20 protein-coding genes and 2 pseudogenes are annotated in these 24,196 nt (G+C 50.9%); 9 read left to right on the top strand and 13 right to left on the bottom strand.

Annotation, left to right across the window (positions count from 1 at the left end; all coding sequences use genetic code 11):
- Positions 1-22 precede the first annotated feature (22 nt).
- Complete coding sequence (locus H6F76_RS25865) at positions 23-1,834, top strand: NAD+ synthase (protein ID WP_190512626.1); 1,812 nt, start codon at positions 23-25, stop codon at positions 1,832-1,834.
- 20 nt (positions 1,835-1,854) lie between these two features.
- Here the strand turns inward: H6F76_RS25865 and H6F76_RS25870 are convergent, their stop codons facing one another.
- Positions 1,855-2,451 (bottom strand): hypothetical protein, encoded by a 597-nt coding sequence (locus tag H6F76_RS25870; RefSeq protein ID WP_190512628.1) that lies wholly within the window; start codon positions 2,449-2,451, stop codon positions 1,855-1,857.
- Between the two features lie 400 nt (positions 2,452-2,851).
- On the opposite strand from H6F76_RS25870, the gene H6F76_RS25875 reads away from it, so the two are divergent.
- On the top strand, positions 2,852-3,709 hold the full coding sequence (locus tag H6F76_RS25875; protein WP_190512629.1) for a neutral zinc metallopeptidase: 858 nt from the start codon (positions 2,852-2,854) through the stop codon (positions 3,707-3,709).
- A 46-nt stretch (positions 3,710-3,755) separates the two neighbouring features.
- Here H6F76_RS25875 and crtW read toward each other — a convergent pair whose 3' ends face one another.
- From crtW to H6F76_RS25900, 5 genes and pseudogenes are all read right to left on the bottom strand, one after another.
- Entirely contained in the window at positions 3,756-4,526 is a 771-nt protein-coding gene (gene crtW, locus H6F76_RS25880) for a beta-carotene ketolase CrtW (protein WP_190512631.1), read from the bottom strand.
- Positions 4,527-4,861: 335 nt separating this feature from the next.
- The gene (locus H6F76_RS25885; RefSeq protein WP_190512633.1) at positions 4,862-5,644 is read right to left on the bottom strand and encodes a LapA family protein; all 783 of its coding nucleotides are present in this window, start codon (positions 5,642-5,644) and stop codon (positions 4,862-4,864) included.
- 78 nt (positions 5,645-5,722) lie between these two features.
- Positions 5,723-5,908: pseudogene (locus H6F76_RS31625) on the bottom strand (BrnT family toxin); the annotation flags it as partial.
- Between the two features lie 56 nt (positions 5,909-5,964).
- Positions 5,965-7,695 carry an urease subunit alpha gene (gene ureC / locus H6F76_RS25895; RefSeq protein ID WP_190512634.1) on the bottom strand — a complete coding sequence of 577 codons (1,731 nt, stop codon included), beginning with the start codon at positions 7,693-7,695 and terminating at the stop codon, positions 5,965-5,967.
- A 202-nt stretch (positions 7,696-7,897) separates the two neighbouring features.
- Positions 7,898-8,323 (bottom strand): ATP-binding protein, encoded by a 426-nt coding sequence (locus tag H6F76_RS25900; protein ID WP_190512635.1) that lies wholly within the window; start codon positions 8,321-8,323, stop codon positions 7,898-7,900.
- 405 nt (positions 8,324-8,728) lie between these two features.
- On the opposite strand from H6F76_RS25900, the gene H6F76_RS25905 reads away from it, so the two are divergent.
- The gene (locus tag H6F76_RS25905) at positions 8,729-10,435 is read left to right on the top strand and encodes a PAS domain-containing protein (RefSeq protein ID WP_190512636.1); all 1,707 of its coding nucleotides are present in this window, start codon (positions 8,729-8,731) and stop codon (positions 10,433-10,435) included.
- Here the strand turns inward: H6F76_RS25905 and H6F76_RS25910 are convergent.
- A complete protein-coding gene (locus H6F76_RS25910; RefSeq protein WP_190453236.1) occupies positions 10,432-10,857 on the bottom strand; it encodes a heme-binding protein in 426 nt (141 codons plus the stop codon). The two genes, H6F76_RS25905 and H6F76_RS25910, sit on opposite strands and share 4 nt — an antisense overlap.
- A 111-nt stretch (positions 10,858-10,968) precedes the next feature.
- Entirely contained in the window at positions 10,969-12,144 is a 1,176-nt protein-coding gene (locus H6F76_RS25915; protein WP_190512637.1) for a BMP family ABC transporter substrate-binding protein, read from the bottom strand.
- A 178-nt stretch (positions 12,145-12,322) separates the two neighbouring features.
- Between H6F76_RS25915 and H6F76_RS25920 the strand changes: the two genes are divergently transcribed.
- The 3 genes from H6F76_RS25920 to H6F76_RS25930 all read left to right on the top strand — a co-directional run bounded on the left by H6F76_RS25920 (position 12,323) and on the right by H6F76_RS25930 (position 15,898).
- Positions 12,323-13,447, top strand: a complete 1,125-nt coding sequence (locus tag H6F76_RS25920) for a THUMP domain-containing protein (RefSeq protein WP_190512638.1) — start codon at positions 12,323-12,325, stop codon at positions 13,445-13,447.
- 142 nt (positions 13,448-13,589) lie between these two features.
- Positions 13,590-15,200, top strand: a complete 1,611-nt coding sequence (locus H6F76_RS25925) for an NAD(P)/FAD-dependent oxidoreductase (protein WP_190512639.1) — start codon at positions 13,590-13,592, stop codon at positions 15,198-15,200.
- A gap of 113 nt (positions 15,201-15,313) precedes the next feature.
- Positions 15,314-15,898 carry a hypothetical protein gene (locus H6F76_RS25930; RefSeq protein ID WP_190512640.1) on the top strand — a complete coding sequence of 195 codons (585 nt, stop codon included), beginning with the start codon at positions 15,314-15,316 and terminating at the stop codon, positions 15,896-15,898.
- Positions 15,899-15,990: 92 nt separating this feature from the next.
- Here the strand turns inward: H6F76_RS25930 and H6F76_RS25935 are convergent, their stop codons facing one another.
- The 3 genes and pseudogenes from H6F76_RS25935 to H6F76_RS25945 all read right to left on the bottom strand — a co-directional run bounded on the left by H6F76_RS25935 (position 15,991) and on the right by H6F76_RS25945 (position 18,168).
- Positions 15,991-16,911, bottom strand: a complete 921-nt coding sequence (locus H6F76_RS25935; RefSeq protein ID WP_190512642.1) for a lysylphosphatidylglycerol synthase domain-containing protein — start codon at positions 16,909-16,911, stop codon at positions 15,991-15,993.
- A gap of 73 nt (positions 16,912-16,984) precedes the next feature.
- A pseudogene (gene recR, locus H6F76_RS25940) lies at positions 16,985-17,581 on the bottom strand (recombination mediator RecR); the annotation flags it as partial.
- Positions 17,582-17,817: 236 nt separating this feature from the next.
- Positions 17,818-18,168: a histidine triad nucleotide-binding protein gene (locus H6F76_RS25945; RefSeq protein ID WP_190453214.1), complete on the bottom strand. Its 351-nt coding sequence runs from the start codon at positions 18,166-18,168 to the stop codon at positions 17,818-17,820.
- Positions 18,169-18,968: 800 nt separating this feature from the next.
- Here H6F76_RS25945 and H6F76_RS25950 point away from each other — a divergent pair.
- The gene (locus tag H6F76_RS25950) at positions 18,969-20,588 is read left to right on the top strand and encodes a B12-binding domain-containing radical SAM protein (RefSeq protein WP_190512644.1); all 1,620 of its coding nucleotides are present in this window, start codon (positions 18,969-18,971) and stop codon (positions 20,586-20,588) included.
- Here the strand turns inward: H6F76_RS25950 and H6F76_RS31630 are convergent.
- Positions 20,575-20,667, bottom strand: coding sequence for a cytochrome b6-f complex subunit 6 (locus H6F76_RS31630; protein ID WP_190453209.1), 93 nt, complete (start codon positions 20,665-20,667; stop codon positions 20,575-20,577). The genes H6F76_RS25950 and H6F76_RS31630 overlap by 14 nt on opposite strands.
- A 325-nt stretch (positions 20,668-20,992) precedes the next feature.
- Here H6F76_RS31630 and aroB point away from each other — a divergent pair, with 325 nt between their 5' ends.
- Positions 20,993-22,108, top strand: a complete 1,116-nt coding sequence (gene aroB, locus H6F76_RS25960; RefSeq protein WP_190512646.1) for a 3-dehydroquinate synthase — start codon at positions 20,993-20,995, stop codon at positions 22,106-22,108.
- An 89-nt stretch (positions 22,109-22,197) separates the two neighbouring features.
- Here aroB and era read toward each other — a convergent pair whose 3' ends face one another.
- The gene (era, locus tag H6F76_RS25965; RefSeq protein WP_190512648.1) at positions 22,198-23,307 is read right to left on the bottom strand and encodes a GTPase Era; all 1,110 of its coding nucleotides are present in this window, start codon (positions 23,305-23,307) and stop codon (positions 22,198-22,200) included.
- Positions 23,308-23,423: 116 nt separating this feature from the next.
- Here era and surE point away from each other — a divergent pair, with 116 nt between their 5' ends.
- Positions 23,424-24,110 carry a 5'/3'-nucleotidase SurE gene (gene surE / locus H6F76_RS25970; RefSeq protein WP_190512650.1) on the top strand — a complete coding sequence of 229 codons (687 nt, stop codon included), beginning with the start codon at positions 23,424-23,426 and terminating at the stop codon, positions 24,108-24,110.
- Positions 24,111-24,196: the final 86 nt, after the last annotated feature.

Raw genomic sequence — 24,196 nt, forward strand, 5'->3', positions numbered from 1 at the left:
TTACTAAAAACTTGAATCACTTATGAAAATTGCGATCGCACAACTCAATCCGACCATCGGCGATCTAGCTGGCAACGCTCAAAAAATTCTTGCTGCCGCACAGCAAGCAGCCGATCAGGGCGCACGGTTGCTGCTTACTCCAGAGCTTTCGCTATGTGGCTATCCACCCCGCGATTTGCTTATGCACCCTGGTTTTGTCGCATCAATGGCAAAAACTTTAGAGCAGATAGCTCACGATCTACCGCGATCGCTGATTGCCCTGGTCGGCACCGTGGAGCTTAACCCAAACTCCCTCTTGCATGGCGGCAAACCCCTGTTTAACAGCATGGCGCTCCTTGAAGATGGCAAAATTCGCCACGTCTTTCACAAACGCTTGTTGCCGACCTACGATGTGTTTGATGAAGACCGTTATTTTGAGCCAGGGCAGCAGGCAAATCATTTTGTGCTGGCATTGCAGAAGGCAGAAGTAAGTCAAACTGCTTCTCCCCCTTTCCTCGCCCCCCTCTCTCCACCCCCCTCTCTCCACATCGGTGTCACTATTTGCGAAGACCTGTGGAACGACGAAGAATTTTGGGGCAAACGCAGCTATACGGTAAACCCGATCGCCGATTTAGCGCAGCAAGGCGTTGATCTCACCATCAACTTGTCTGCATCGCCTTACACAGTGGGTAAGCAGCGGCTACGCGAAGCGATGCTCAAGCACAGTGCAACTCGGTTTGCCCAACCCGTCATCTACGCCAATCAAGTAGGTGGTAATGATGACCTGATTTTTGATGGCTGTAGCGTTGCCTTTAACCGTCAGGGCGAACTGGTCTGCCGTGCCCGCGCCTTTGAAACTGATCTGGTGCTACTTGAGTTTCAGGATGGTGATTTGCAACCCAGTGTTGTTAACGCTGTGCCCGACAGTGACGATGCTGAGATCTGGGCAGCGCTGGTTTTGGGTGTACGAGACTACGCTCAGAAGTGCGGCTTTTCGCAAGTTGTGATTGGCTTAAGCGGTGGCATTGACTCGGCTCTGGTGGCAGCGATCGCCGTGGAAGCACTCGGTCGCGAGAATGTTTTAGGTGTCCTTATGCCCTCCACCTACAGTTCCGCTCATTCTGTTAAGGATGCACTGGCACTAGCTGAGAATTTGGGGATGCGTACCGAAACCTTGCCCATCGGCAACCTCATGCAGTCGTATGACCAGACCTTCATAGATCTCTTTGCAGGCACCGAATTTGGGCTGGCAGAAGAAAACATTCAGTCGCGGATTCGCGGCAATCTGCTGATGGCAATCTCCAATAAGTTTGGGCACCTGCTGCTTTCAACAGGCAATAAATCTGAAATGGCAGTTGGTTACTGCACGCTGTATGGCGATATGAATGGTGGGCTAGCCGCGATCGCCGATGTCCCCAAAACCCGCGTCTATTCCTTATGTCGATGGTTGAATAGCCATCAGCTATCAGCCATCAGCTATCAGCCATCAGCACTTAAAACTCAAAACTTAAAACTTAAAACTGAACTCATTCCCAACAACATTCTCACCAAGCCTCCTAGCGCCGAACTCAAGCCCGGACAGGTCGATCAAGATTCTCTACCCGACTACGATACGCTAGATGCAATTCTGTCACGGTTGATCCACAGCCATCAAACCCCTGACGAGATTGTGGCAGGCGGTTACGACCCTCAAATTGTGAACATGATTGTGAAGCTGGTGACACGGGCTGAGTTTAAGCGGCGACAGGCTCCTCCGGGTCTCAAAGTAACCGATCGTGCCTTTGGTACAGGCTGGCGGATGCCAATCGCGAATCGCTGGTTACCCAGTGCAGCCTCAGCGATGGAAAAGGAATAGGAGCGATCGACAGCACCACCTCACAATGGCTGAAAAACAGTCTTCCAGGCTTTGACAGTATCTTTGCCAATCTCCGTATCCTTCGTCCTGCCGTCATCCCAGATGAGACGAATCGCAATGTTGCCGGACGGTGCGCTGGCGAGGGCAGCCGCTAGCTCCGGCGAGACAGGTCCATCCTTGTAGGTATAAATTTTGCCCGCGATCGCAAGGCTGATCGAGTCCGGTACACTTTCAGTCAGGTAGTAGTTATAGACTGGCTCAATATCAGAGAACAGCCCCAAGCCCAGCCCAAAGCCTTTTCGATAGCGCCCAAAGCCAAAGCCAGAGTAACCAAAGCCGGTGTTGTAACCAATGAACCGTGATCCGATGCGATTGTAGGTTACGCCAATGCCATTCTTCGACCAACTGCTAACAAAGACAAACCCAGACTTATAGTTCCGGTCGTAAACAACTTTGCCATCAAAAGGATTCTCGACGACCTTTGACCACGCTACATTATCACCTGCATCGACTGAAGCTGGTGCGACTGCCAAAGCCGGAGCAGCAGTGCTAACGGCGAGGCTGAGTCCCAATCCTAGTAATTGCCACTTCACGATCGTATCTCCGTATCCGCTCACTATTAATGCTGTTGAGTTGGCAGATGTAGAACTGCTCAGATAGCTTGAACACTCTAAAGTTCAGCGCCTTATTAAGACTTGATGATCAGCTCATCTCTCTATTGTGAAGGATTTTCCTTGATCTCGACAGCACCCCTGTAACCGACAGAAAGGGCTAAGTTTTATAGCATTACTGCCCTGCTGTAACCCTGAAGAAGCAAAGGCTTGAAGTGATTTTGTTTACTGTGGTTTCAGCAGTATTTGAACCAGACGCAACATTCAAACAACGCTTATAAATCTGTATCTTTTGATTCTTGCCTTAGCGATCGCCTTTGCTGATTACTGTAAATATTAAAGCAAGGCAGCTTGGTGCTGAAAAGCTTGCATACCCTCTTAAAAACACACGAACGGGAAAGACATTATGAAATGGAGTGACCTGCGCCGCAGCAACAATGTGGAAGACAACCGGGGCGGGTCTGGGGGTGTGCCAAGAGGCGTAGGCGGTGTCGGTATTGGTGGGTTAATTATTGCTGTTGTGGGGGGACTAATCTTCGGCGTTAGTCCCCTTCAGATCTTAAGTTTGTTGCAAGGTGGTGATGTTGCTCCTACCCCGCCACAACAAGGGCAACCTATCCAGGATCGTGATTCGGATTTTGTAAGAGCAGTTTTAGGCGACACCGAAGATACCTGGAGTCGTGTTTTCAAGCAGCAGCTTCAGGCAACCTATCAACCGCCGAAGCTAGTGCTTTTCAGTAGTCGAGTTAATTCAGCCTGTGGGTTTGCCCAAGCTGCCGCTGGACCGTTCTATTGTCCCGCTGATGACAAAGTGTATTTGGATATGAGCTTCTTCAAGCAGGTGCAGGCGACAGCTGGTGCCGATGCTGATTTTGCTCGCGCCTATGCGATCGCCCATGAGGTCGGACATCATGTACAAAATGAACTTGGCATTGCCACTAAAGTAAGGCAACTACAAGCCCGCTCAAACAAGGCAACAGCCAATAACTTATCCGTCCGGCTGGAGTTACAGGCTGATTGCTTTGCTGGCGTTTGGGGGCATTTCACTGCCGAGCGTAACCTCATTAATGGACAAGATGTCAAAGCGGCAATGGACACAGCCAGTCAGATTGGGGATGACTATCTACAACAGCAGTCAGGCGGCTATGTCGTGCCAGAAAGCTTCACACATGGGTCGTCAGAGCAGCGCGTCGCGTGGTTTACCCGTGGCTTGAAGTCGGGCAGCGTTAGGCAGTGTGATACGTTCAGCGCTGGTCGCATTTAGCCTCTCTCGTTTGCCTGCAATCAAGAAGGTCTTAACCAATAAGGGCTTAATCAGCCCTGCGTGCGACGATCGCAGGCAATTGCCACCATGCGGCATGGGGGTATTCGTGATGCTCATGGTGATACCCAAAGTGGTAGCACGTTAAAAGCGACCACCATAAAGGACGATACGAGCTTTGAGTACGAAACACATTCTGATAGCCACCTGCCGGTTCACGGTGGGGCAGATAGGTGCCAAAGTAAAAAAGCTGTATTGAACTCAAGATGGAAGGCACAATCCAAAACTGCACTAAGTTTGCTTCTGGCACATGGAGCAGCAAATGCATGGCATGAAAGGACGCAATTAGCCCTAGAAAACGCCCCCAGCTCCAATAACGCTGTAAGAAGCAAACATACCAGGCGAATGGATTTTTATACTTGCCATTGTGAAAGTCAGGGTCTTGCTCGCTCGCTGGGTGATGATGGTGCTGCCAGTGAGTCTTAAACAGCTGACTGTAAGAAAACAAACCATACAGCAGCAGTGTCAAAGTGCCGACGAAACGATTGATTTTAGGATGCGGTGACACAACTCCATGCATAGCATCATGAGCAGTGACAAACAGCCCTGCATATAAAAAGGTCTGCCAAAGTACGGCAAACGGCGTCCAGAAAGAATGCTGTTGTGGCGACATCAGCAGTAGCGTTAGGCTCCCTGCCCAGATCGTCATAATGAAGCCAGCGACAAATAATCCTCGCTGGCTTGGTGCAATGGCTATGGGTAAGGCTGGTGATGCAACTGTTGAGAGTTGATGCTTCTTAAGCGGCAGAGCGTTGGGCATGAGGGCAGATTCTTGGTTTACAGATGCTAGCTTGGGTTACGAGGTTTGGCTGTGTGCTTATAGCTAGCGGCAGTCCGTCAGTCCTCATTAAATTAAAGTTTGTGCAATCAGACGGGGCTTGCCACCTCTGGCTTGCACAAACAATGTAACAGGATTTTAACAATTCTATGAGCTGAAAACCTGACCTGGAGGAGGAAATCGTCTGAGGACGATCGCACTCGATAGAAGTAAGCACGATCGCACTCGCATCTGCCCACCTATGGTCCCTGCAACGCTACTATCCTCAAGTTGAATTCGCTGTGGCGTTTGCAAAGGTTACTTTCAGTAATGTTTATTTAACGACGATCGCGTCGAGGGGTGCGATCGTCAAATTCATCTTCAAACCAGTCATCAGCACTGTCTGGATCAGAGGATTCTGTAGGGGCAGGGGTATCATCTAACGAGCGAAGCGGCGGCACAATGACACGATAGTCTGCATCCACTACTGGTTGACCAATCACTGGTTCGGTTTTGCCCACACCAGAATCCTTGGGGTCGCTATAGCTATAGGAGTATACAGAGCCGTTACGAGACGTAGTTTTTGGTTCTTGCTTAGCTTCGTAGTCATTGCGGGTTCTTGACGCAGGGCGAGCATCAACAGGCTCATCTCTAGAATCATCCAGATCCCAATCATCCTCAGGTTCTTCATCCCAATCATCGATGGGGTCTTTGTCTACAGGCGATCTCGTACTGGTTGCTTGACGAGGCTCCTCATAGCCCTCCCAGTTGTTCCAGTCAGCGTCATTATCAGTTGCTTGTGCGGTTGCTGTGCGTGCGTAGGAAGCTGGTTCCGATGATGGTGCAGTCGAACGTGCTTGAAAGCCAGTTTGACGCGGTGCTTGCCGCATCCGCGATCGTGCGGCACGAACAGCAAAATAGTTGGAGACGCTAAATAAACTGGTGATCAACAAATTGGTGATAATGCCAGCCCCGATCGCGCCTAAAACCCATATCGCCAGCGGCAAGGCAGGGGTTTGGATACCCAAAAACGTCAGTGGTAAGGGTGACCAGTTGAACTGAACCAGGAGAAACAAACCTCCAGCCAGCCCTAGCAGCAGAATCAGGCGAATTATAGCCATACTTTTAGCGATCAGCCGTTAGCGATCAGCCCGCTTTCTCTCAAGAACTTCCTATCAAGAACAGGATACCAGCCTATCTTAACGTGCGTCTCTTATACGAGGGCATCGGTATCTTGACGCGATCGCATTAGGTTCGTCCCCGATGATGATTTTCTGTTTCTCGTTGATCGAATGCCACTCATCATCAAAAATGGCAGCAAGTGGATCGTCGAATACGGCTTCTGCAGCAAAGGCTACTCCATGCTTTGCAAGATTAGCCTGAGCTTTGGTTTTATCCTACTCAAACGACATAGTTCGATGTAACACTGCTCTCGAGTGGACTAAAACAAGAAGTAGCGTTGTGCCATTGGTAGGACGGTAGCAGGTTCGCAGGTGAGCAGTTCTCCGTCGGCGTGGACTTCGTAGGTTTCGGGATCGACTTCCATTTTAGGTGTGGCATCGTTGAGCTTCAGGTCTTTTTTGGTAAGTGTGCGGGTGCCAGATGACGCAACTGCCTTTTTTTGCAAGCCAAGTTGGTCAGGAATGCCTTTTTTGAGGGCAGCTTTGGAGACGAAGGTGAGAGAGGTTGCTGCGATCGCGCCTCCAAAGCTAGCGAACATCGGGCGCATATGAACAGGCTGTGGGGTTGGAATGCTGGCATTGGCATCGCCCATTTGTGCCCAGCCAATCAAGCCACCTTTGATCACCACTTCAGGCTTCACGCCAAACATAGCGGGTCGCCAGAGGCACAGGTCTGCAAGTTTGCCGACTTCGACGGAACCGACATGAGCAGCGATGCCATGCGCGATCGCAGGATTGATCGTGTACTTGGCAATGTAGCGTTTGGCGCGGAAGTTGTCGTTGTGATTGTGTGCTTCAACGCTGCCTTCGGTGGTGGGAGCCAGCCACCCGCGATCGAACTTCATTTTGTGTGCGGTTTGCCAGGTGCGGATAATGACTTCGCCGATGCGTCCCATTGCCTGTGAGTCGGACGATATCATGCTGAACGCGCCCAGGTCATGCAGGATGTCTTCAGCAGCGATCGTCTCGCGGCGAATGCGGGACTCGGCAAAGGCAACATCTTCAGCGATCGCTGGATCAAGGTGATGGCAAACCATCAACATATCCAGGTGTTCATCAAGGGTGTTTTGCGTATAGGGACGGGTGGGGTTAGTGGAGGAGGGCAGCACATTCATCTCGCCGCAGATTTTGATGATGTCAGGTGCGTGTCCGCCGCCTGCGCCTTCGGTATGATAGGTGTGGATGACGCGATTTTTGAAGGCAGCGATCGTATCTTCGACAAAGCCTGCTTCATTCAGCGTGTCGGTGTGGATAGCAACCTGCACATCGTATTCATCCGCAACACTCAGGCAGGTATCGATCGCTGCGGGTGTTGTGCCCCAATCTTCGTGCAGCTTTAAGCCCATTGCGCCTGCTTCCACCTGTTCTACCAGTGCTTCTGGCTTGGCGCTATTGCCTTTACCCAAAAAGCCGATATTGATCGGAAACGCATCTGCTGCTTGTAGCATCCGGTGCATGTTCCAGGGTCCAGGTGTACAGGTCGTTGCGTTGGTGCCTGCTGCGGGACCCGTCCCACCACCGATGAGTGTTGTCACCCCTGAGGCGATTGCCACTTCAATCTGCTGTGGACAGATAAAGTGAATATGGCTATCAATCCCGCCTGCGGTGAGAATCATCCCCTCGCCTGCAATGACTTCTGTGCCGGGACCAATCACGATCGTCACATTGTCTTGAATGTAGGGATTGCCCGCTTTGCCGATCGCGTGAATTTTGCCGTGCTTGATCCCAACATCCGCTTTGACAATGCCCCACCAGTCGAGAATGAGCGCATTAGTAATCACCGTATCCACTGCGCCATCGGCATTTGTAATCAGCGACTGTCCCATGCCATCCCGAATTACCTTGCCGCCGCCAAATTTAACTTCATCGCCATAGGTCGTGTAATCCTGCTCAACTTCAATGATCAAATCAGTGTCAGCTAAACGGACGCGATCGCCAACGGTGGGACCAAACGTTTCCGCATAGGCGCGGCGATTCATACGATAGCTCATCGGGATGCCTCACAGAGTTTGACTAAGATTGAGAGTGGATGCACAGATCAACGCCTTTTGCTTTCGGCAACGCTCGATGCTGCCTGAGTTCCCCTTGTTGAACCGTCTGATTATGCAACACGTGATTCGATTACTGCAAATGCTCCCTCACTTTACCGATTTGAGGCAAAGGCAACGTCATGATACGCCTTGCTACACCCATCTAAGCCATTGCAGCATAGTGTTTGACGATTAGCAGGCAGTTACGATCGCCCGATCGCACATAGCTCAGATGGTCAGAAAATTGCTGCAAAAGCAATAGCCCACGTCCACCGATCGCATCAGGGCTGACTGTCTGCGGTAGTGCTGCCAGTCGTTGCGCTAGATCAAATGCAGCACCCTCATCCCAGATCCGAATTTCGATCGATCGGGCTTGAATTGTCACCACAATTTCAATAGGGGTCTTTGCTGGCTTACCCGTATGTGCATGGCGAATCGCATTGGTTAAGCCTTCAGCCAGAGCAGTCTGACACTGCATCCAAATTGTTTTTGGTATAGCAGGCTGATGCAGTTGATTAAACCAATCCAGCACTGGACTGAGTTCATCAAGCGTCGATCGCACCTGAAGTTGGCTTGTCTTGCTTCCCATCCACTGCTTACCGTTAACGGTTCACTGTTAACCCGTTCTTTAATCATCATCATTTATGCTTGCAGCAGTAGTCATACTGACTACTTTCAAGCTCATTGCCATCCCTTCGACTGCCAGGGGAACAATAGGATGATAGCTCTCAAACTATCAAGTGCTACGGCGACTGCCAGGCAGCTTTGGTGCTTGAGAGCCACTGAAGGGTGGGAACATTCTCTTCGGTTAAGCGCTCTACCCCTCCAATCTATCTTTGGCTTGCTGCGTCAAAACATTTGCATAACTCAAGACGATGCTCCGTTTGACTGCTCATGCAATGCTATAGAACGCTTTGAGGCCTCTTATACCATCTAATTGATCAAATATTCTGTCATGCCCCATTCAAGGACTACGCGTATTTCTGCCCCCACAATGTCAGCACTAGCACCAACCAATTTGCTTCAGTCCATCTTGGCGCATCTCCCACAATGCGTTTTCTGGAAAGACCGTGACTCGGTTTTTCAGGGGTGTAACCAGAGTTGGGCAACGCTGATTGGGTTAGCCGATCCGCAGATGATTCAAGGCAAAACAGAATACGATTTGCCCTGGAGCAAGGAGGATGCGGCAGCATATGAGGCACGCGATCGCGAAGCCATGCTTTCGGGCATACCGCAGTGCCATCGCCTTACTTCTCGCCTTAAAAATGATGGCGAACAGCTCTGGTTCGATGCTCAAAAAATACCGCTGTACGACGCAAATGGTCAAAACGTGGGTATCGTTTGCATTTTGACAATGATCACTGAAGCACAGCGTGCTCAAGAGTTGAATCAAAGCGCTGAACTGCTACAAATCGTCCTGGACAGTATTCCGCAGGCGCTCTTTTGGAAAGATATTAATTCAAATTATTTGGGCTGCAACCGTAATTGGGCAAAGGCAGCGGGTCTGCGTGCTCTGGGCGATGTCGTGGGGAAAAGCGATTACGACTTTTGTTGGACACCGGAAGAAGCCAAGCTCTACCAGGAACAAGATCAAGCCGTGATGGAAACGGATACTCCCGTGCTGCATTTAATCGAGCAGCGGTTGCAGGCAGATGGCAAACCAGCCTGGATTGATGTCAACAAGATTCCGATCCATGACTCCGAAGCGAATGTCATTGGTTTGTTAGGCACGATCGAAGATATTACGGAACGCAAAGCAGCAGAGCTTGCTCTACAGCAATCAGAAGCTCAGTTACGCCAGCAAACGCAGCAACTTGAACACACCTTGCAAACGCTGCAAAGAACGCAAATGCAGCTAGTGCAAACCGAGAAAATGTCGAGCCTAGGGCAAATGGTTGCGGGTATTGCTCACGAAATCAATAATCCCGTTAACTTTATCTATGGCAACCTCAACCACGCGACTAGCTATACGCAAGATCTCTTACATCTCATTGAGCTTTATCAGCGGCACTATCCTCAGCCTGTTGCTGCGATTCAAGGGGAAATTGCAGCGATCGATCTAGAGTTTTTGTTAGAAGATCTGCCTAAACTTTTAACCTCCATGAAGGTTGGTGCCGAGCGCATTCAAAAAATTGTGCTGGCACTTCGTAACTTCTCGCGCATGGATGAAGCCGATGTGAAAGCGGTCAATATCCATGATGGCATTGACAGTACCTTGATGATTTTACAAAGTCGGCTGAAAGCAAGATCCGATCATCCCGGCATTCAAATCATTAGGCAATACGGTGCGTTGCCGGACGTGGAGTGCTACGTGGGTCAACTCAACCAGGTCTTTATGAACATTTTGGCAAACGCGATCGATGCCTTGGAGACTGCGGATGAGGAACGATCGGCGGCTGATCTTCGAGAGAATCCTAGTACTATTACCATTTGCACGGAGCGATCAACCACAGGCGACTCGATCATCATTCGGATTATCGACAATGGCATTGGCATGTCAGAAGCGGTGCGAACCCGCCTCTTTGATCCCTTCTTCACCACAAAGCCAGTGGGCAGAGGCACAGGTTTGGGGCTGTCGATTAGCTATCAGATCATTGTCGATCGACACAATGGTCGCCTTACCTGTGAGTCAGAACCGGGCAAGGGTTGCGAATTCCGCATCGAAATTCCGCTCCTGCAACACTCGGCAGCAGTGGGCTAAGCGTGGTGTGCGATCGCGTTTTGTAACGCCTCGATGCCAGCTTGAGCTACCTCTATATCTTCCTCATCATTGCCTGAGCCGACGCCGATCGCGCCAACGATTTCTCCCTCAAGCTCGATAGGCAGTCCACCTGCGATCGTAGCAAAGCGGTTGTTAGTTGCCAGCGCAATACCAAACGCTAGCTCGGTGGGGAGTTGCCCGGTTGGCGCTTTGGCAGAGATAGCTGTAAATGCCTTCTGAATGGCAGAAAATTGGCTGTGCAGCTTGGCTCCATCCATCCGCTCAAACACCAACAGGTTGCCGCCTGTGTCTACTACCGCTACACATTGAGGTACACCCATCGCAGTGGCACGGTCGATCGCCCCTCGTAAAACAACCTTTGCCCCTTGTGCAGACAGTTCTGAAACTCGACGCACATACATACTTAACGCTCCTGTGTATCAATCGATCGACGGCAAAGCATGGTGGAGCGTAACTAACGCTGGCGATCGACGAACACGCTAGCGGTCAGACTTTTCTCCTCCAAGTTTTCGTTAGGGATTACCGCGCACTCCTTCTACCAGCCAATTCATACCTTGTAATTTGGGATCTTGGAGTGTGTAGGAAATGCCGCTTGGAATCACTACGTTGCCTTTGTTGTCTTTGAGTTCGCCTTTGAAAATCGCTAAACTCCCGTCTAAGAGTTTCGCTTTTGCTGCTTCAGCCGCTTTTTGTGCCTCACTGCTGACTGCCGCACCATAGGGAGACAGCCGACAGAAATCTTCCTTCAGCCCACCGGCAACGATCGGTGGAATCCCTCCATTCATCAACGTTTTGCCTGCGCGAATCAGTTCGGCATACTGGGCGTAAATCTTACCCCAGTTCCACTCTACTCCGGTCAAGTAGCCTTTTGGCGCTAAACTCGCCTGATTGATGTGGTAGCCAGACGAAAAGACTCCACGTTTTTCAGCAGTTGTAATGATGACCTTCAAGTTATCCACTCGTCCGGTAATCACGTCGGCGTTCTGGTCAATCAAGCTATTGGCTGCTTCTGCTTCTTTAACGGGTAACGACCAATCGCCTGTGAAGATAGCCTGTACGACGATCGACGGTTTGACGCTGCGTGCCCCTAAGGTAAAGCTGTTGACCTCCCGCAACACCACTGGAATGGGTTTCGGTACAACAAAGCCTAGCTTGCCTGTTTTCGACGCATAGGCAGCGATGATCCCTGCTAGATAAGCGGGTTCAGCCAGCTCACTAAAAAAGGAACCCACGTTCTTGGGATAACCGTCTTTGTAGGGCTGATTGGGGTGAAAAAGCTGCACCTCTGGAAACTCGCGGGCAATCTGCAAGCTATGAGGGTTGAAATAGCCGTAAGAGGTGGGAAACAGAACGGTTGCGCCATTGTCTTTAACCATGTTACGCATCGTTTCTGCTACCTCCTTTGTCTCTGGCACGCTTGCTTCTTCAACGGTCTGCACGCCGCTTAGTTGAGCAACAGTCGCTTTGCCTTCAGCATGAGACTGGTTGTAGCCGTAATCGTCTTTAGACCCGACATAGATAAAGCCGATCGTCAGCGGTTTTTCGGCTGTTGGCGTTGGAGATGCTGCCTGTTGAGGTGGTGCTGTACAGCCTGTCCAAAGGCGCGATGTGGCTCCAAAGGCACCCGCTGCCAAAAGACTGCGAATAATTGTCCGACGACTGAACCCACGCTGCGTTTGCTGAGACACAAAGACTCTCCCCACAGAACATTACAAAACCGTCTACATGGGTTTGCTGTGCTACTGATCGTCGCACTCCTTAGCCCAGACGATTCTATAACCTCTGGATACTTAAGCAACGAGAAACTTCGAGGAACGTTATGCTAGTGCATCTCTAGGTGCAGACAGTCTGCGTGAATTAGCCAGTATGAATCAGTACTTTGCAACAGTGGCACGGGGGCTAGAAACGCTGGCAGCTCAAGAATTAGAGCAACTAGGCGCTCATGCCGTCACACCAGGTTTCTGTGGGGCTGCGTTTGAGGGCGATCGCACGCTCCTCTATCGCGTTAATCTTTGGGCACGTTTGCCGTTTCGCATCCTGATGAAGCTGGGCGAGTTTCCTTGTAAGGATGCGGAAGATCTCTATCGTGGTATCCAGACAATCGATTGGTCGCTGTATCTCACGCCAGAGATGACGTTGGCGGTAAACGCGACGGGCAAAAGCGAGCAGCTTAACCATACCCACTTCACAGCGCTCCAGGTAAAAACGGCGATCGTTGAGCAGCAGCAAGAAACGGTGGGCGATCGCTCTGATGTGGAGTTGCAATCGCCGGATGTGCAGATCAGCGTCCATATCGATCGCGATATGTGTACCGTTAGCCTTGATAGTTCTGGCAAAAGCCTGCACCGTCGAGGGTATCGTCCGGCTGTGGGTGCTGCACCCTTAAAGGAATCGCTGGCAGCGGCGCTCATTCAGCTATCGGGTTGGCAGCCAGAGCAGATGTTTTACGATCCGCTGTGTGGCTCTGGCACGTTGCCGCTGGAAGCCAGCCTGAAAGCGCTCAATATTGCACCAGGGCTGTTTCGAGAGCATTTTGGGTTTGAAACATGGCTGGATGCTGACCTGCCGCTGTTAGAAAAACTGATCCAGGAAGCAGAAGATAGCCAGCGAGAAAGCCTTCCTGCACCCATCTGGGGTAGCGATCGCGATGAAGCGGTGATTGAGCAGGCGATCGTCAATGCAACCAACTGCGGTGTGCTGAAGCACGTTTATTTTGCGCCGATCGACCTTGCCGACGTTGCCGCCCCCGCAGACAGCGGCGTGTTGTTTTGCAATCCACCCTACGGCGAACGGTTAGGACGAGACAGCGATTTAGGTGCCTTTTACAAACAGCTAGGCAATGTATTGAAACATCGCTTCAAAGGCTGGACGGCGTTTGTGCTGAGTGGCAATAAAGAACTCTCGCAGTCGATCGGGCTGAAATCGTCTCAACGAACCGCCGTCTTGAACGGTACGTTGCCCTGCCAGTTGATGAAGTATGAACTGTATTGAAAAGGCAGGAGGCAGAAGGCAGAGAGCAGAAGGCAAAAGGCAAAAGGTAAAAGGCAAAATAGAAAGGTAGCCCTTCTAATAACAAATGCTGTAGGGACGTTCCATAGAATGCTCCTACAGGTAGGAATCTTAATTTCTGATTATGTTACGACTCACTGAAATCAAGCTGCCGCTGGATCATCCTGAAGAGGCGATCGAAGCAGCGATTCTCAAAAAGCTGCAAATTGCGCCAGAGGCATTAATTCGCTACACCATTTTCAAGCGTAGCCATGATGCTCGCAAGAAAGGAGAAATTGCGCTGGTTTATATTCTGGATGTCGAGACGACCCAGGAAAAGCAACTCCTCCAGCGGCTCAAGAAAGATCCCCATGTGATGCCTACGCCAGATATGAGCTATCGGCTAGTGGCTCACGCTCCGGCTAAGCTCACAAGCCGTCCTATTGTGATTGGGACTGGACCTTGCGGGATGTTTGCTGGGCTGATGCTGGCGCAAATGGGATTTCGTCCCATCTTGCTGGAACGTGGGAAAGCGGTGCGCGATCGCACTGTAGACACCTTTGCCTTTTGGAAAAAGAAAGATGGGCTGAACCCAGAATCTAACGCGCAGTTTGGCGAAGGCGGCGCGGGTACGTTTTCGGATGGCAAGCTCTACAGTCAGGTGAAAGATTCTAACCACTATGGGCGGAAGGTGCTGAACGAACTGGTTAATTCTGGAGCCTCACCGGAAATTCTCTACGTCAACAAACCGCATATCGGCACCTTCAAACTGGTTGGTATTGTGCAAAGTCTGCGTGCCCGCATTGAAGCGCTGGGCGGCGAAATTCGCTTTCAAAGTCGCGTTGAAGATCTGCATATTGAAAACGGGCAGGTGCAGGGCGTAACCCTTGCCAGCGGCGAATTCATTGCCAGCCATCATGTGGTGCTTGCAGTGGGTCACAGTGCCCGCGACACGTTTCAAATGTTGTTCGATCGCGGCGTTTATATCGAACCCAAACCCTTTTCCATCGGCTTTCGGGTAGAGCATCCGCAGACCTTGATCGATCAGTGTCGCTTTGGTGAGCAGGCGGGTCACAAGCTCTTAGGCGCTGCCGATTACAAGCTGGTGCATCACTGCCAGAATGGTCGATCGGTTTACAGCTTTTGTATGTGTCCTGGCGGTCTGGTGGTTGCTGCCGCCTCTGAACCAGGGCGAGTTGTCACCAACGGCATGAGTCAATACTCGCGCAACGAACGCAATGCCAACAGCGCGATCGTAGTGGGCATTACGCCCGATGACTATCCTGGTCATCCACTGGCTGGCATTGCTCTGCAACGTCGCCTAGAAGAACGTGCCTTTGAGCTGGGTGGCGGCACTTATGATGCACCGGGGCAGCTAGTCGGAGACTTTCTCGCTGATCGCCCCTCGCAGTCATTCGGCACTGTGCAACCGTCTTATGCGCCAGGAGTGCGTTTGGGTGATTTGAGTACAAGCTTGCCTGAGTATGCGATCGAAGCCATCCGCGAAGCATTGCCTGCCTTCAACAAACAGATCAAAGGCTTTGCCATGCCAGATGCCATGTTGACGGGGGTTGAAACGCGCACCTCATCGCCTATTCGCATTAAGCGCAAAGAGGATTACCAAAGCCTGAATACAAACGGTCTCTACCCTGCTGGCGAAGGCGCCGGTTATGCAGGCGGCATTCTCTCGGCTGGTATTGACGGCATTAAAGTAGCGGAAGCAGTGGCATTGAGTATGGTGCGATCGACGGGATAGAAAGGACATTAGTAACACGTAAAGATGACTAACCCTAGAAAAGCGGGTGTTTATCTAGCTAGCGTGGCGTTAAGTACATAGCTAGGCATATACGAAATTTGTAGGAAAATTTTATGGAGTCAGAAGAGCAAATCGTATTTAATCAAAGCCTCTACTTGGCACTTGGGCGGTTTGTTGTTTGCTTTTCTCATCTTCTTAACTCCCTTGAAGAAGCAACTGTCTGGTTGTTTGGTCTTGGTCCTGACGGAGAACGTACGATTCTGATCAAGGCTGCTCTTGCAGATAGAACTGCATCCCCAATCGCTTCAGCATTTTTCTCAGTCTTCTTTGAGCGCTGGGGAGAGCTGGTTACAGATCAAGATTCCAGAATAATTAGGTGCTTAAGAAAAGAAATAGAAGGTCTTATAAAAACAAGAAATAGAATTATGCATGATGCATGGATGAGTAAAACAATTGGGGGAAACCCTGGTCCGCACTCAATGAGTCTTGTGCGTGTTCGAGCCCACGGCAGTGGCGCTGAATATGACTCAGTGGACTATGGTCCAGAGGACGTAACAAATATTGCGAATGATGCAGGTCGGCTAGCAAGTGTTGTCAACGCCATAGCTTGGTACATGAAACCTGGGCAAAATGGACCAGAGGTAGCGGAAAGATTTGAAATTTGCGAAAATAAGGTTTACATAAAAGAAAATACATAAGATGCAGTGAGAAGCAAATGCATCAATCGAGTAATCCATGTCCAAGATTTTGCTCCACCTGGCTCATTGCTGATCGGACCGTAACATTAAACTCACAGGCGTTCATCTAGCCAGGACAAGCCTGCACCAGCGACTTCTGCCAGAATGCTGACCAGCCGGTAGAGCGCTACAACGCTGAGCAGTAGTCCCGGTGAGAACGTTTGACCCAGGAGCGCGATCGCTGTTGCCTCAAAAACGCCAATGCCTCCAGGTGCGCCTGGAACTACTAAACCGAGCAGCCACGACACACTAAACGCACTTACCAGAAGCGGCAGTTGACTCAGCAGCACCGGGCTGATTGCCAGAAAGGTGAACAAAAAGCCTGCGCTCCGCAGTAGCAAAAAGCCAACCTCTCCCAGCAAGGGCACCAGGGGATAGTCTTTCAGAGCGACAGACATTAATGACGGCGCTTTCGTCGCTTTTTGCTTCAGTTTGCCGAGATACCGCACTAAGGGATTGATGATGTGGGGATGCACAGACGCTAAAACGACCAGCAGGCTAAACCACTGAAGCATTAAAACGGGCAAGCCATACTGTGCCATGATCGGCTGGCTCCCCAGCAAGGCAAGCAATAGTGCAGCCGCTGCCATCAACAGCGGTTCTAGTAAGACGCTCACGGTAGCAGTTTCCAGGGTTGCGCCTGCCTTTGTTGCCGCAGTAATGCGACCGTAGTAGTGCCAAACATTTCCAGGCAGATACTTGGCGATCGTCGTTTTCAAATAGGCTTGCACTAGCCAAACTCCCTGCACCGGCTGGCGAAAATCTTGCAAAAGACGACTCCAGACACCGCCAGCACAGATATGGGCAAGTAGCGTCATACCAAGAGCGATCGCAAGACAGGCTAAACCCGTGCTTTCTAAACGGATGGCTAGAACCTTTTGCCAGTGCTGCTTGAGGACGGTGCCCAAAAAGAAAAGCGTTCCACCCAGAATTGCCCAGCGTAAGCATGGTTTTAAGCGAGCGATCGCGGTCATTGTTCAAGCAAGTTTCAGGTCAAAAATTAGAAGGGAGAAGAGGCTTATCAAAAGCTGGCTGCTGATCGCTTCTCTAATCCAACTCCCGTCTACCTTCTAGAGCCCTCGCTAGTGTTACCTCATCGGCATATTCCAGGTCGCCGCCCATTGGTAACCCAAAGGCGATGCGCGTGACTTTTGTAAAATGCTTCAACAAGTGTCCAACGTAAAGCGTAGTCGTTTCGCCCTCCACGCTGGGACTAATCGCCATGATCACTTCAGCAATATTTTGCTGCTTAACCCGCCGAATCAACGGTTGAATGTGCAGTTGTTCGGGACCAATGCCATCCATTGGCGAGATCAAGCCGCCTAAAACGTGATATTTACCGCGATACTCACGAGTTTTTTCTAGCGCGATGACATCCCTGGAGTCTGCAACCACACAGATTGTCTGGCTATCACGACTGGGTGTACGACAAATTTCGCAGACAGGTTCGGCTGAAAGGTGAAAGCAAACCGAACAATAGCCAACCTGCTGCTTGGCTTCTAGCAGCGCATTTGCCAACGCTTTCACTTCATCTTCCGATCGCCGGAGAATGTGCAGTGCCAATCGCTGTGCTGTTTTAGGACCAACACCCGGAAGGTGTTGCAGTTGCTCAATTAAGCGGGCAAGGGGGCGTGTATAAACCGTTGGTCTACCTCCGACTCTAAGTTCATTTTAGCGTGTGGGGAGAGTGAGAAGCGGTAAGGGAAGCAGAGGGGCAAGGGAGGCGGAGGCGGCAAGAGAAGTCGGGGGCGCAATGCACAAGCTGCAACATTTCCCTTGGTTCGACTTAGAAAGAGCAAACCTTGAAAGGCAAAACATTTCTATTGCTGCTGCCGTTCTCCCTCTTGCCTTTCCTTGCTCCCCTCGCCCCCTTCACTCTCCTACCCCGGTGGCCATCCCATTGATCGCCCACCCAAAATATGTAAGTGGAGGTGATCAACGGTTTGCCCACCGTCCGCACCCGTGTTGATGACAAGACGATAGCCATTAGTAAGACCAACCTGCTCGGCAACGCGCTTGGCGGTAAGGAGAAGGTGACCCATAAGAGCGTGGTCTGGTGCTTCGGCATCCGACAATTTGGCGATCGCCTGTTTGGGAATCACCAGAATATGCACTGGTGCTTGCGGGTTTACGTCCTTAAAAGCGAGTGCCAGGTTGTCTTCATAGACAATTTCGGCGGGAATCTCTTTACGGATAATTTTGCTAAAGATCGTTTCGGTTGGTTCGCTCATGCTGTCCCTTTGTGGTGCCAGATGGGTTGCTAGTTGAAATTCTAAGGGGTTGCTGCCCGTTGTTCACTATTAATCTCACCACTGTTACCGAGAAGATAGGACATTAATCTACTAGAGCAATGCGGCTCAATTGGACTACTCAGATTTCTAGGCGGGCGCGATCGTCTTCTCATGCGCTGTGATGATGTGGGGCGATCGCAATTCGGTTTAAAGGTGTACGGTTTCGAGGGTTAGAAGCCGGACTGTGAATGGGTGGCTAAACCTTACAACTGAGGTTCATGTATCAATCCGTTACAATTCCTCGTTTTCATTAAGAAACGTTGCAGGCGCTTGATCCCATTGTTAGCGTGAGCGTGTACTTCGGTACAGACCACCAATAGTGAACCTTAATCACTCAAAGGAGGACTTATGTTGACCTTAGCAGTAGTACTTTTCAGCGGTTGGCTTATTGCTGCCACGCTTGGTACCTGGACTCATTTTGCAGCCCAAAACCCTTCCCGCAATACCTGGTTTTGAGCTGCCGTGAGGCAATTGAAAGCATTAGCTTCTGTGACTGATTGTAATTAAGTGCATTGAGGCTTCCCAATCGCTATTTGGGAAGCCTTTTTTGATGTACTGGTGAGCTATGAGCGTTCAGCTATCAGTATTCAGCGTTCAGCCATCAGCGGTTAGCTTTTTACCTTCTGCCTTTTGCCTTCTGCCTCCTGACCGCTTCAACAAGCAACGTAAAGCTGAAAGTACGGGGTAAGCTTGAGTGACTTTGCATACGCTATCAGTTTTGGTTTGAGGCTTTTTATTTGATGAATGTTTTACTTCTTTACCCGCTGTTTCCAGAATCGTTTTGGTCGTTTGATAAAGCACTGGAGCTAATCGATCGCAAAGCGTCACTGCCCCCGCTCGGCATGATTACGGTTGCTGCTATCCTGCCACAGACGTGGGAGTTTCGGCTGGTTGACCGCAATGTGCGATCGGAAACCGAAGCTGACTGGGCTTGGGCGGATCTGGTGATTCTATCGGGAATGATTGTTCAAAAGCCTGATTTGCTCCACCTTATTCATGAAGCCAAGCGCCGGGGCAAGCGGGTAGCAGTGGGTGGTCCGTATGTCACATCTGTACCTGATGCTGCGCAGGAAGCGGGAGCCGACTTTTTGGTGTTGGATGAAGGAGAAATCACTCTGCCAATGCTGGTAGACGCACTAGAACGAGGCGAAACGTCAGGAATTTTGCGTGCGCCTGAGGGTGAAAAGCCTGATGTGTCAGGTACGCCCGTCCCACGCTTTGACCTGTTGGATCTCAGCGCTTACATTGAAATGTCGGTGCAGTTCTCGCGAGGTTGCCCCTTTCAGTGTGAGTTTTGCGACATTATCGTGCTGTATGGACGCAAGCCGCGCACAAAAACGCCTGCGCAACTGTTGGCAGAACTGCAAGCGCTGTACGATCTGGGCTGGCGACGATCGGTTTTCATGGTGGATGACAACTTCATCGGCAACAAGCGTAACGTGAAGCTGTTGCTGCGCGAACTGGGTCCCTGGATGGCGGCGCGCCAGTATCCCTTCCGGTTAAGTACCGAAGCATCGGTGGATTTGGCGCAGGATGAAGAATTGCTCGACTTGATGATTGCTGCAAACTTTACGGCTGTCTTTTTGGGTATTGAAACACCCGATACAGAGAGTCTGGCAATGACCCAGAAGTTTCAGAATACGCGCAATTCGCTGATCGAATCGGTGCAAACGATTAACCGCAAAGGTCTGTCAGTGATGGCAGGGTTTATCCTCGGTTTTGACGGCGAAAAAGTTGGAGCGGGCGATCGCATCATTGAGTTCGTCGAAGCCACTGCCATTCCCAAAGCAATGTTCGGCGTACTCCATGCGCTACCGAATACTGCCTTGTGGCATCGACTGGAAAAAGAAGGACGCTTGCTAGCATCCAGTAAAAATCTAAGTGGACAACAGATGGGGCTGATGAACTTTATTCCTACACGCCCGATCGAAGATTTGGCGAAGGAATACGTCGATTGCTTCTGGGAGCTTTACGAACCCAGTCGTTACCTCGCACGCGTCTATCGCCATTTTATGAACATGCAACCAGCACCGCACAAGCGCCCGTTTCAGATGTTGGAATGGGTTGAACTACGTGCTGTATTGACCATTTTTTGGCGGCAAGGCATTAAGCGCAGCACACGGGGTCAATTCTGGCGGCAGCTTTTCTCAATGCTCCAGCGCAACCCAGCAGTCTTTGTGCCTTATATGAGCAACTGCGGTTTGCTAGAGCATTTTCTCCACTACCGCCAGCTTGTGCGCCATGAAGTTGAAACACAGCTAGCTGCCTATCTGGCAGAGAAAGCGACTCATCAGACAGAGCCAGAAAAGGCAGTCACCGCGATCGCCAGCCAGGAGAAAGTGGTAGCTAGATCAACTTAGCGGCACGGAAGGTAAAGAACAGCCCGATCGCTAAAGTAAAGACACCACCCAAGAGAAGGGGGAAAAGCAAAAATTCCATGTGTATGCTCCGTAGGACTAGCAAAACTATACAAAACTATGGGGCACTTCAGGGCGATCGAAGCGAATAAACTAGAGCTGTAGTGCAAGAAGGCAGAGGGCAGAAGGCAAAAGGCAGAAGTACAAAATGGTTGCGAGAGAGGCTCTTTGCTACATCATCACTTGTTGCTTACTTTTGCCTTGATGCGCTAGGGGCAGTCAAAAGGACATTCAACCAATAAGTCTGCTGGGAAGCATGACATTCGCCCGGTTCCTGCTCATCTATGCCCCTGTTCAAGCTCTAACTCCTATCCCCTCACTCCTTACCTCACCTCTCCTCACTCACCATGCAAGCTCTCATTCCCGTTAACCTTCCGCAGCACTCATACGAGGTGGCGGTCGCCCCTGGTAGCTTGGATCAACTTGGCACCTGGATGCAAGGCACTGAAACTCGACCATTAAAGCTGGGTAAAAATGTGTTGCTCGTTTCCAATTCAGCGGTTTTTCAGCACTATGGCACACGCACGATCGACGCTCTAGAGCAGGCAGGCTTTACGGTGGCGACTTGCCTCTTACCAGACGGTGAGCAACACAAAACATTGGAAACATTGACCCAAATTTACGACGCAGCGCTGGCAAACCATCTGGAGCGATCGTCTACCTTTGTTGCCCTTGGAGGTGGCATCATTGGTGACATGACAGGCTTCGCGGCAGCAACCTGGCTACGTGGTGTAAACGTAGTGCAAGTACCCACCACCCTTTTGGCAATGGTGGATGCAGCGATCGGTGGCAAAACAGGGGTCAACCATCCTCATGGCAAAAACCTAATTGGTGCCTTTCACCAGCCGCGTTTGGTGCTGATTGATCCGCAAGTCTTACAAACCTTACCTGTTCGAGAATTTCGTGCCGCGATCGCAGAAGTCATTAAATATGGTGTGATTTGGGATGCCGATCTATTCTCTCAACTAGAAGCTGCGCCCCAGCTCGATCAGCTTGCTAACCTGAGTGCCGATCTCTTGCAAGCAATGCTGACCCATTCCTGTCAGGCAAAGGCACACATTGTCAGCAAAGATGAAAAAGAAGCCGGACTGCGGGCGATCTTAAACTATGGACACACGATCGGTCATGCAGTTGAAAGCCTCACAGGTTATCAGGTCGTTAATCATGGCGAAGCCGTCGCGATCGGCATGGTCGCTGCCGCAGAGATTGCCGTCGCGCTCCAACTTTGGCAAAAAGCCGATGCCCAGCGCCAACTCACGTTGCTGCAAAACGCCCACTTGCCGACTCGCTTACCGGCTGGCATTGACCTTGATGCCATTCTCACCTCTCTCCAAGCCGATAAGAAAGTAGAAGCAGGACAGGTACGCTTTGTGTTGCCCACTCAGATTGGAGCCGCGATCGTCACTGACCAAGTGCCCACTACCGTCATTCGACAGGTGCTTGAGCAGATGCAGGCTGTTTAGGTAGAGGCATTTAACAAGCTTGCCCGCTGCTGGCTTCTGCTGTCAGATGTGCTAACGATCGAAATGGGTTAAGCCGAAAACTTACCAGTTTATGGTTCGACCCGGTAGCCCAGTTCAGCAAGACGAGCGCTAGACTGTCGCCATTTCGGCTGTACTTTGACGAATAATTCTAGATAAACCTTGCCTGCGACCAATTTTTGGATTTGCTGACGTGATGCTGATCCGATCGCCTTCAGCATTTCTCCCCCCTTCCCAATGAGGATGCCTTTTTGGGACGATCGCTCAATGTAAATGGTGGCGAGGATGCGCGTAATGGTGGGTTCTTCTTCAACGCGATCGATCCCGATCGCCGTTGAGTGGGGCACTTCCTCCCGCGTCAGCAGCAGCACCTGCTCTCGAATCAACTCGCCCATAATGAAGCGCTCCGGTTGATCCGTGACCAAATCGGGCGGGTAATAGTAAGGACCCGGCTGCAAATGCTGAATGAGCTGTTGCTGTAGTGCTTCTAGTCCCTCGCCTGTTAGCGCTGAGAATTTGGCAATGTTCCACTGTTGGCTGGCGGCGAGTTCCTGATAGCTGCGATCGAATGAGTGAGGGCTGAGAGGCGTAGCTTGCTTCCGTATGGCGGTGGGATGAGGAGTCAAGCCTGTTTTGTCAGCGTTTTTGGTGTTTGATGCCTTACTTTCTACATCTGACTGTTGCTTGCCTGCATCCGCATCCCCTGTCCCTTCGCTCTCTTGCGCTTCTACTGCGTCCTGCCCTGGCTGCTGATCTGCCTTATTGATGCCCAAAATGATTGGTATTTGGCAATGTGTTAACAAATTAGCGATGAAGCGATCGCCGCCGCCTGCCTCAACCGAGCCGTCTACGACAAATAGCAAAACATCCACCGATTGAATTGCAACCTGGGCGTTCTTGACAAGGACTTTGCCCAACTGATGGTGCGGCTTGTGAATGCCAGGGGTATCAACAAAAATGAGTTGAGCGGTAGGTGTCGTTAGAATGCCACGTAAGCGGTTGCGAGTCGTTTGCGCTACAGGAGAGGTGATGGCAATTTTCTGCCCCACCAGATAGTTCATCAGCGTTGATTTACCGACATTTGGGCGACCAATAATGCCAACAAACCCCGATCGAAATCCAGGTGGTGAGGCAGGAATGAGTCCAAACCCTGCTTGATCATGGTCGTTAAGCTCACTCATTCAGTCTCTAACCTGTACCTTGTTACTAGAACCGCGATCGCCGCTCCGCCTGTTACTTTAGTTTACGCACTAACGCCTATCCAGCAGCGCCCAAAACTCAAACGTTTCCTACTCTCATGACTTTAATTTTGACCAATGACGACGGTGTAGACGCACCTGGAATCCAATCGCTGCTCCAAGCTGTTAGTCGGATTGATGACAAAACAATCATTGTGGCACCCCAATTGCCCCACTCAGGCTGTGGGCATCAGGTAACAACGACGACGCCTATTCACGTACAGCGGCGATCGACGGCTGAATATGCTGTTAACGGTACTCCGGCAGACTGTACCCGCCTCGCCCTTAACCATTTGGCTCCCGATACTCGCTGGGTACTCTCTGGCATCAATGCAGGCGGCAACTTGGGGGCAGATGTCTATATTTCCGGTACAGTGGCGGCTGTGCGCGAAGCAGCGCTGTATCGCATCCCTGGCATTGCCTTGTCGCACTATCGTCAGGGCAAACGAGCGATCGATTGGAACCTTGCTGCACACCTAACGACTCAGGTTTTACTGACCCTTTTTTCGCGTACTTGGGAACCTGGAACGTTTTGGAACGTCAACTTGCCACATCTAGAGGCGACGGCAGCGATGCCAGAAATGGTTTTTTGCCAGCCTTGTACGCAGCCTTTGCCCGGAAACTATCGTATTGAAGGTGATTACTTTCAGTATGCGGGAGAGTACGCTAAACGGCGGCGAGATGTGGGGAGTGATGTTGATGTCTGCTTCTCGGGTCGCATCGCCATTACTCAAATCACACTCTAAGCAGCTTCTTGCTGCTCTGTAGACAGTCTCTCCGCTGTCTGCATCAACAAGTGTCTCTACCTTGATAGCAGTAGGCTTTATGGGTT

It is taken from the genome of Leptolyngbya sp. FACHB-321, assembly GCF_014695975.1.
GTDB lineage: Bacteria > Cyanobacteriota > Cyanobacteriia > Leptolyngbyales > Leptolyngbyaceae > Stenomitos.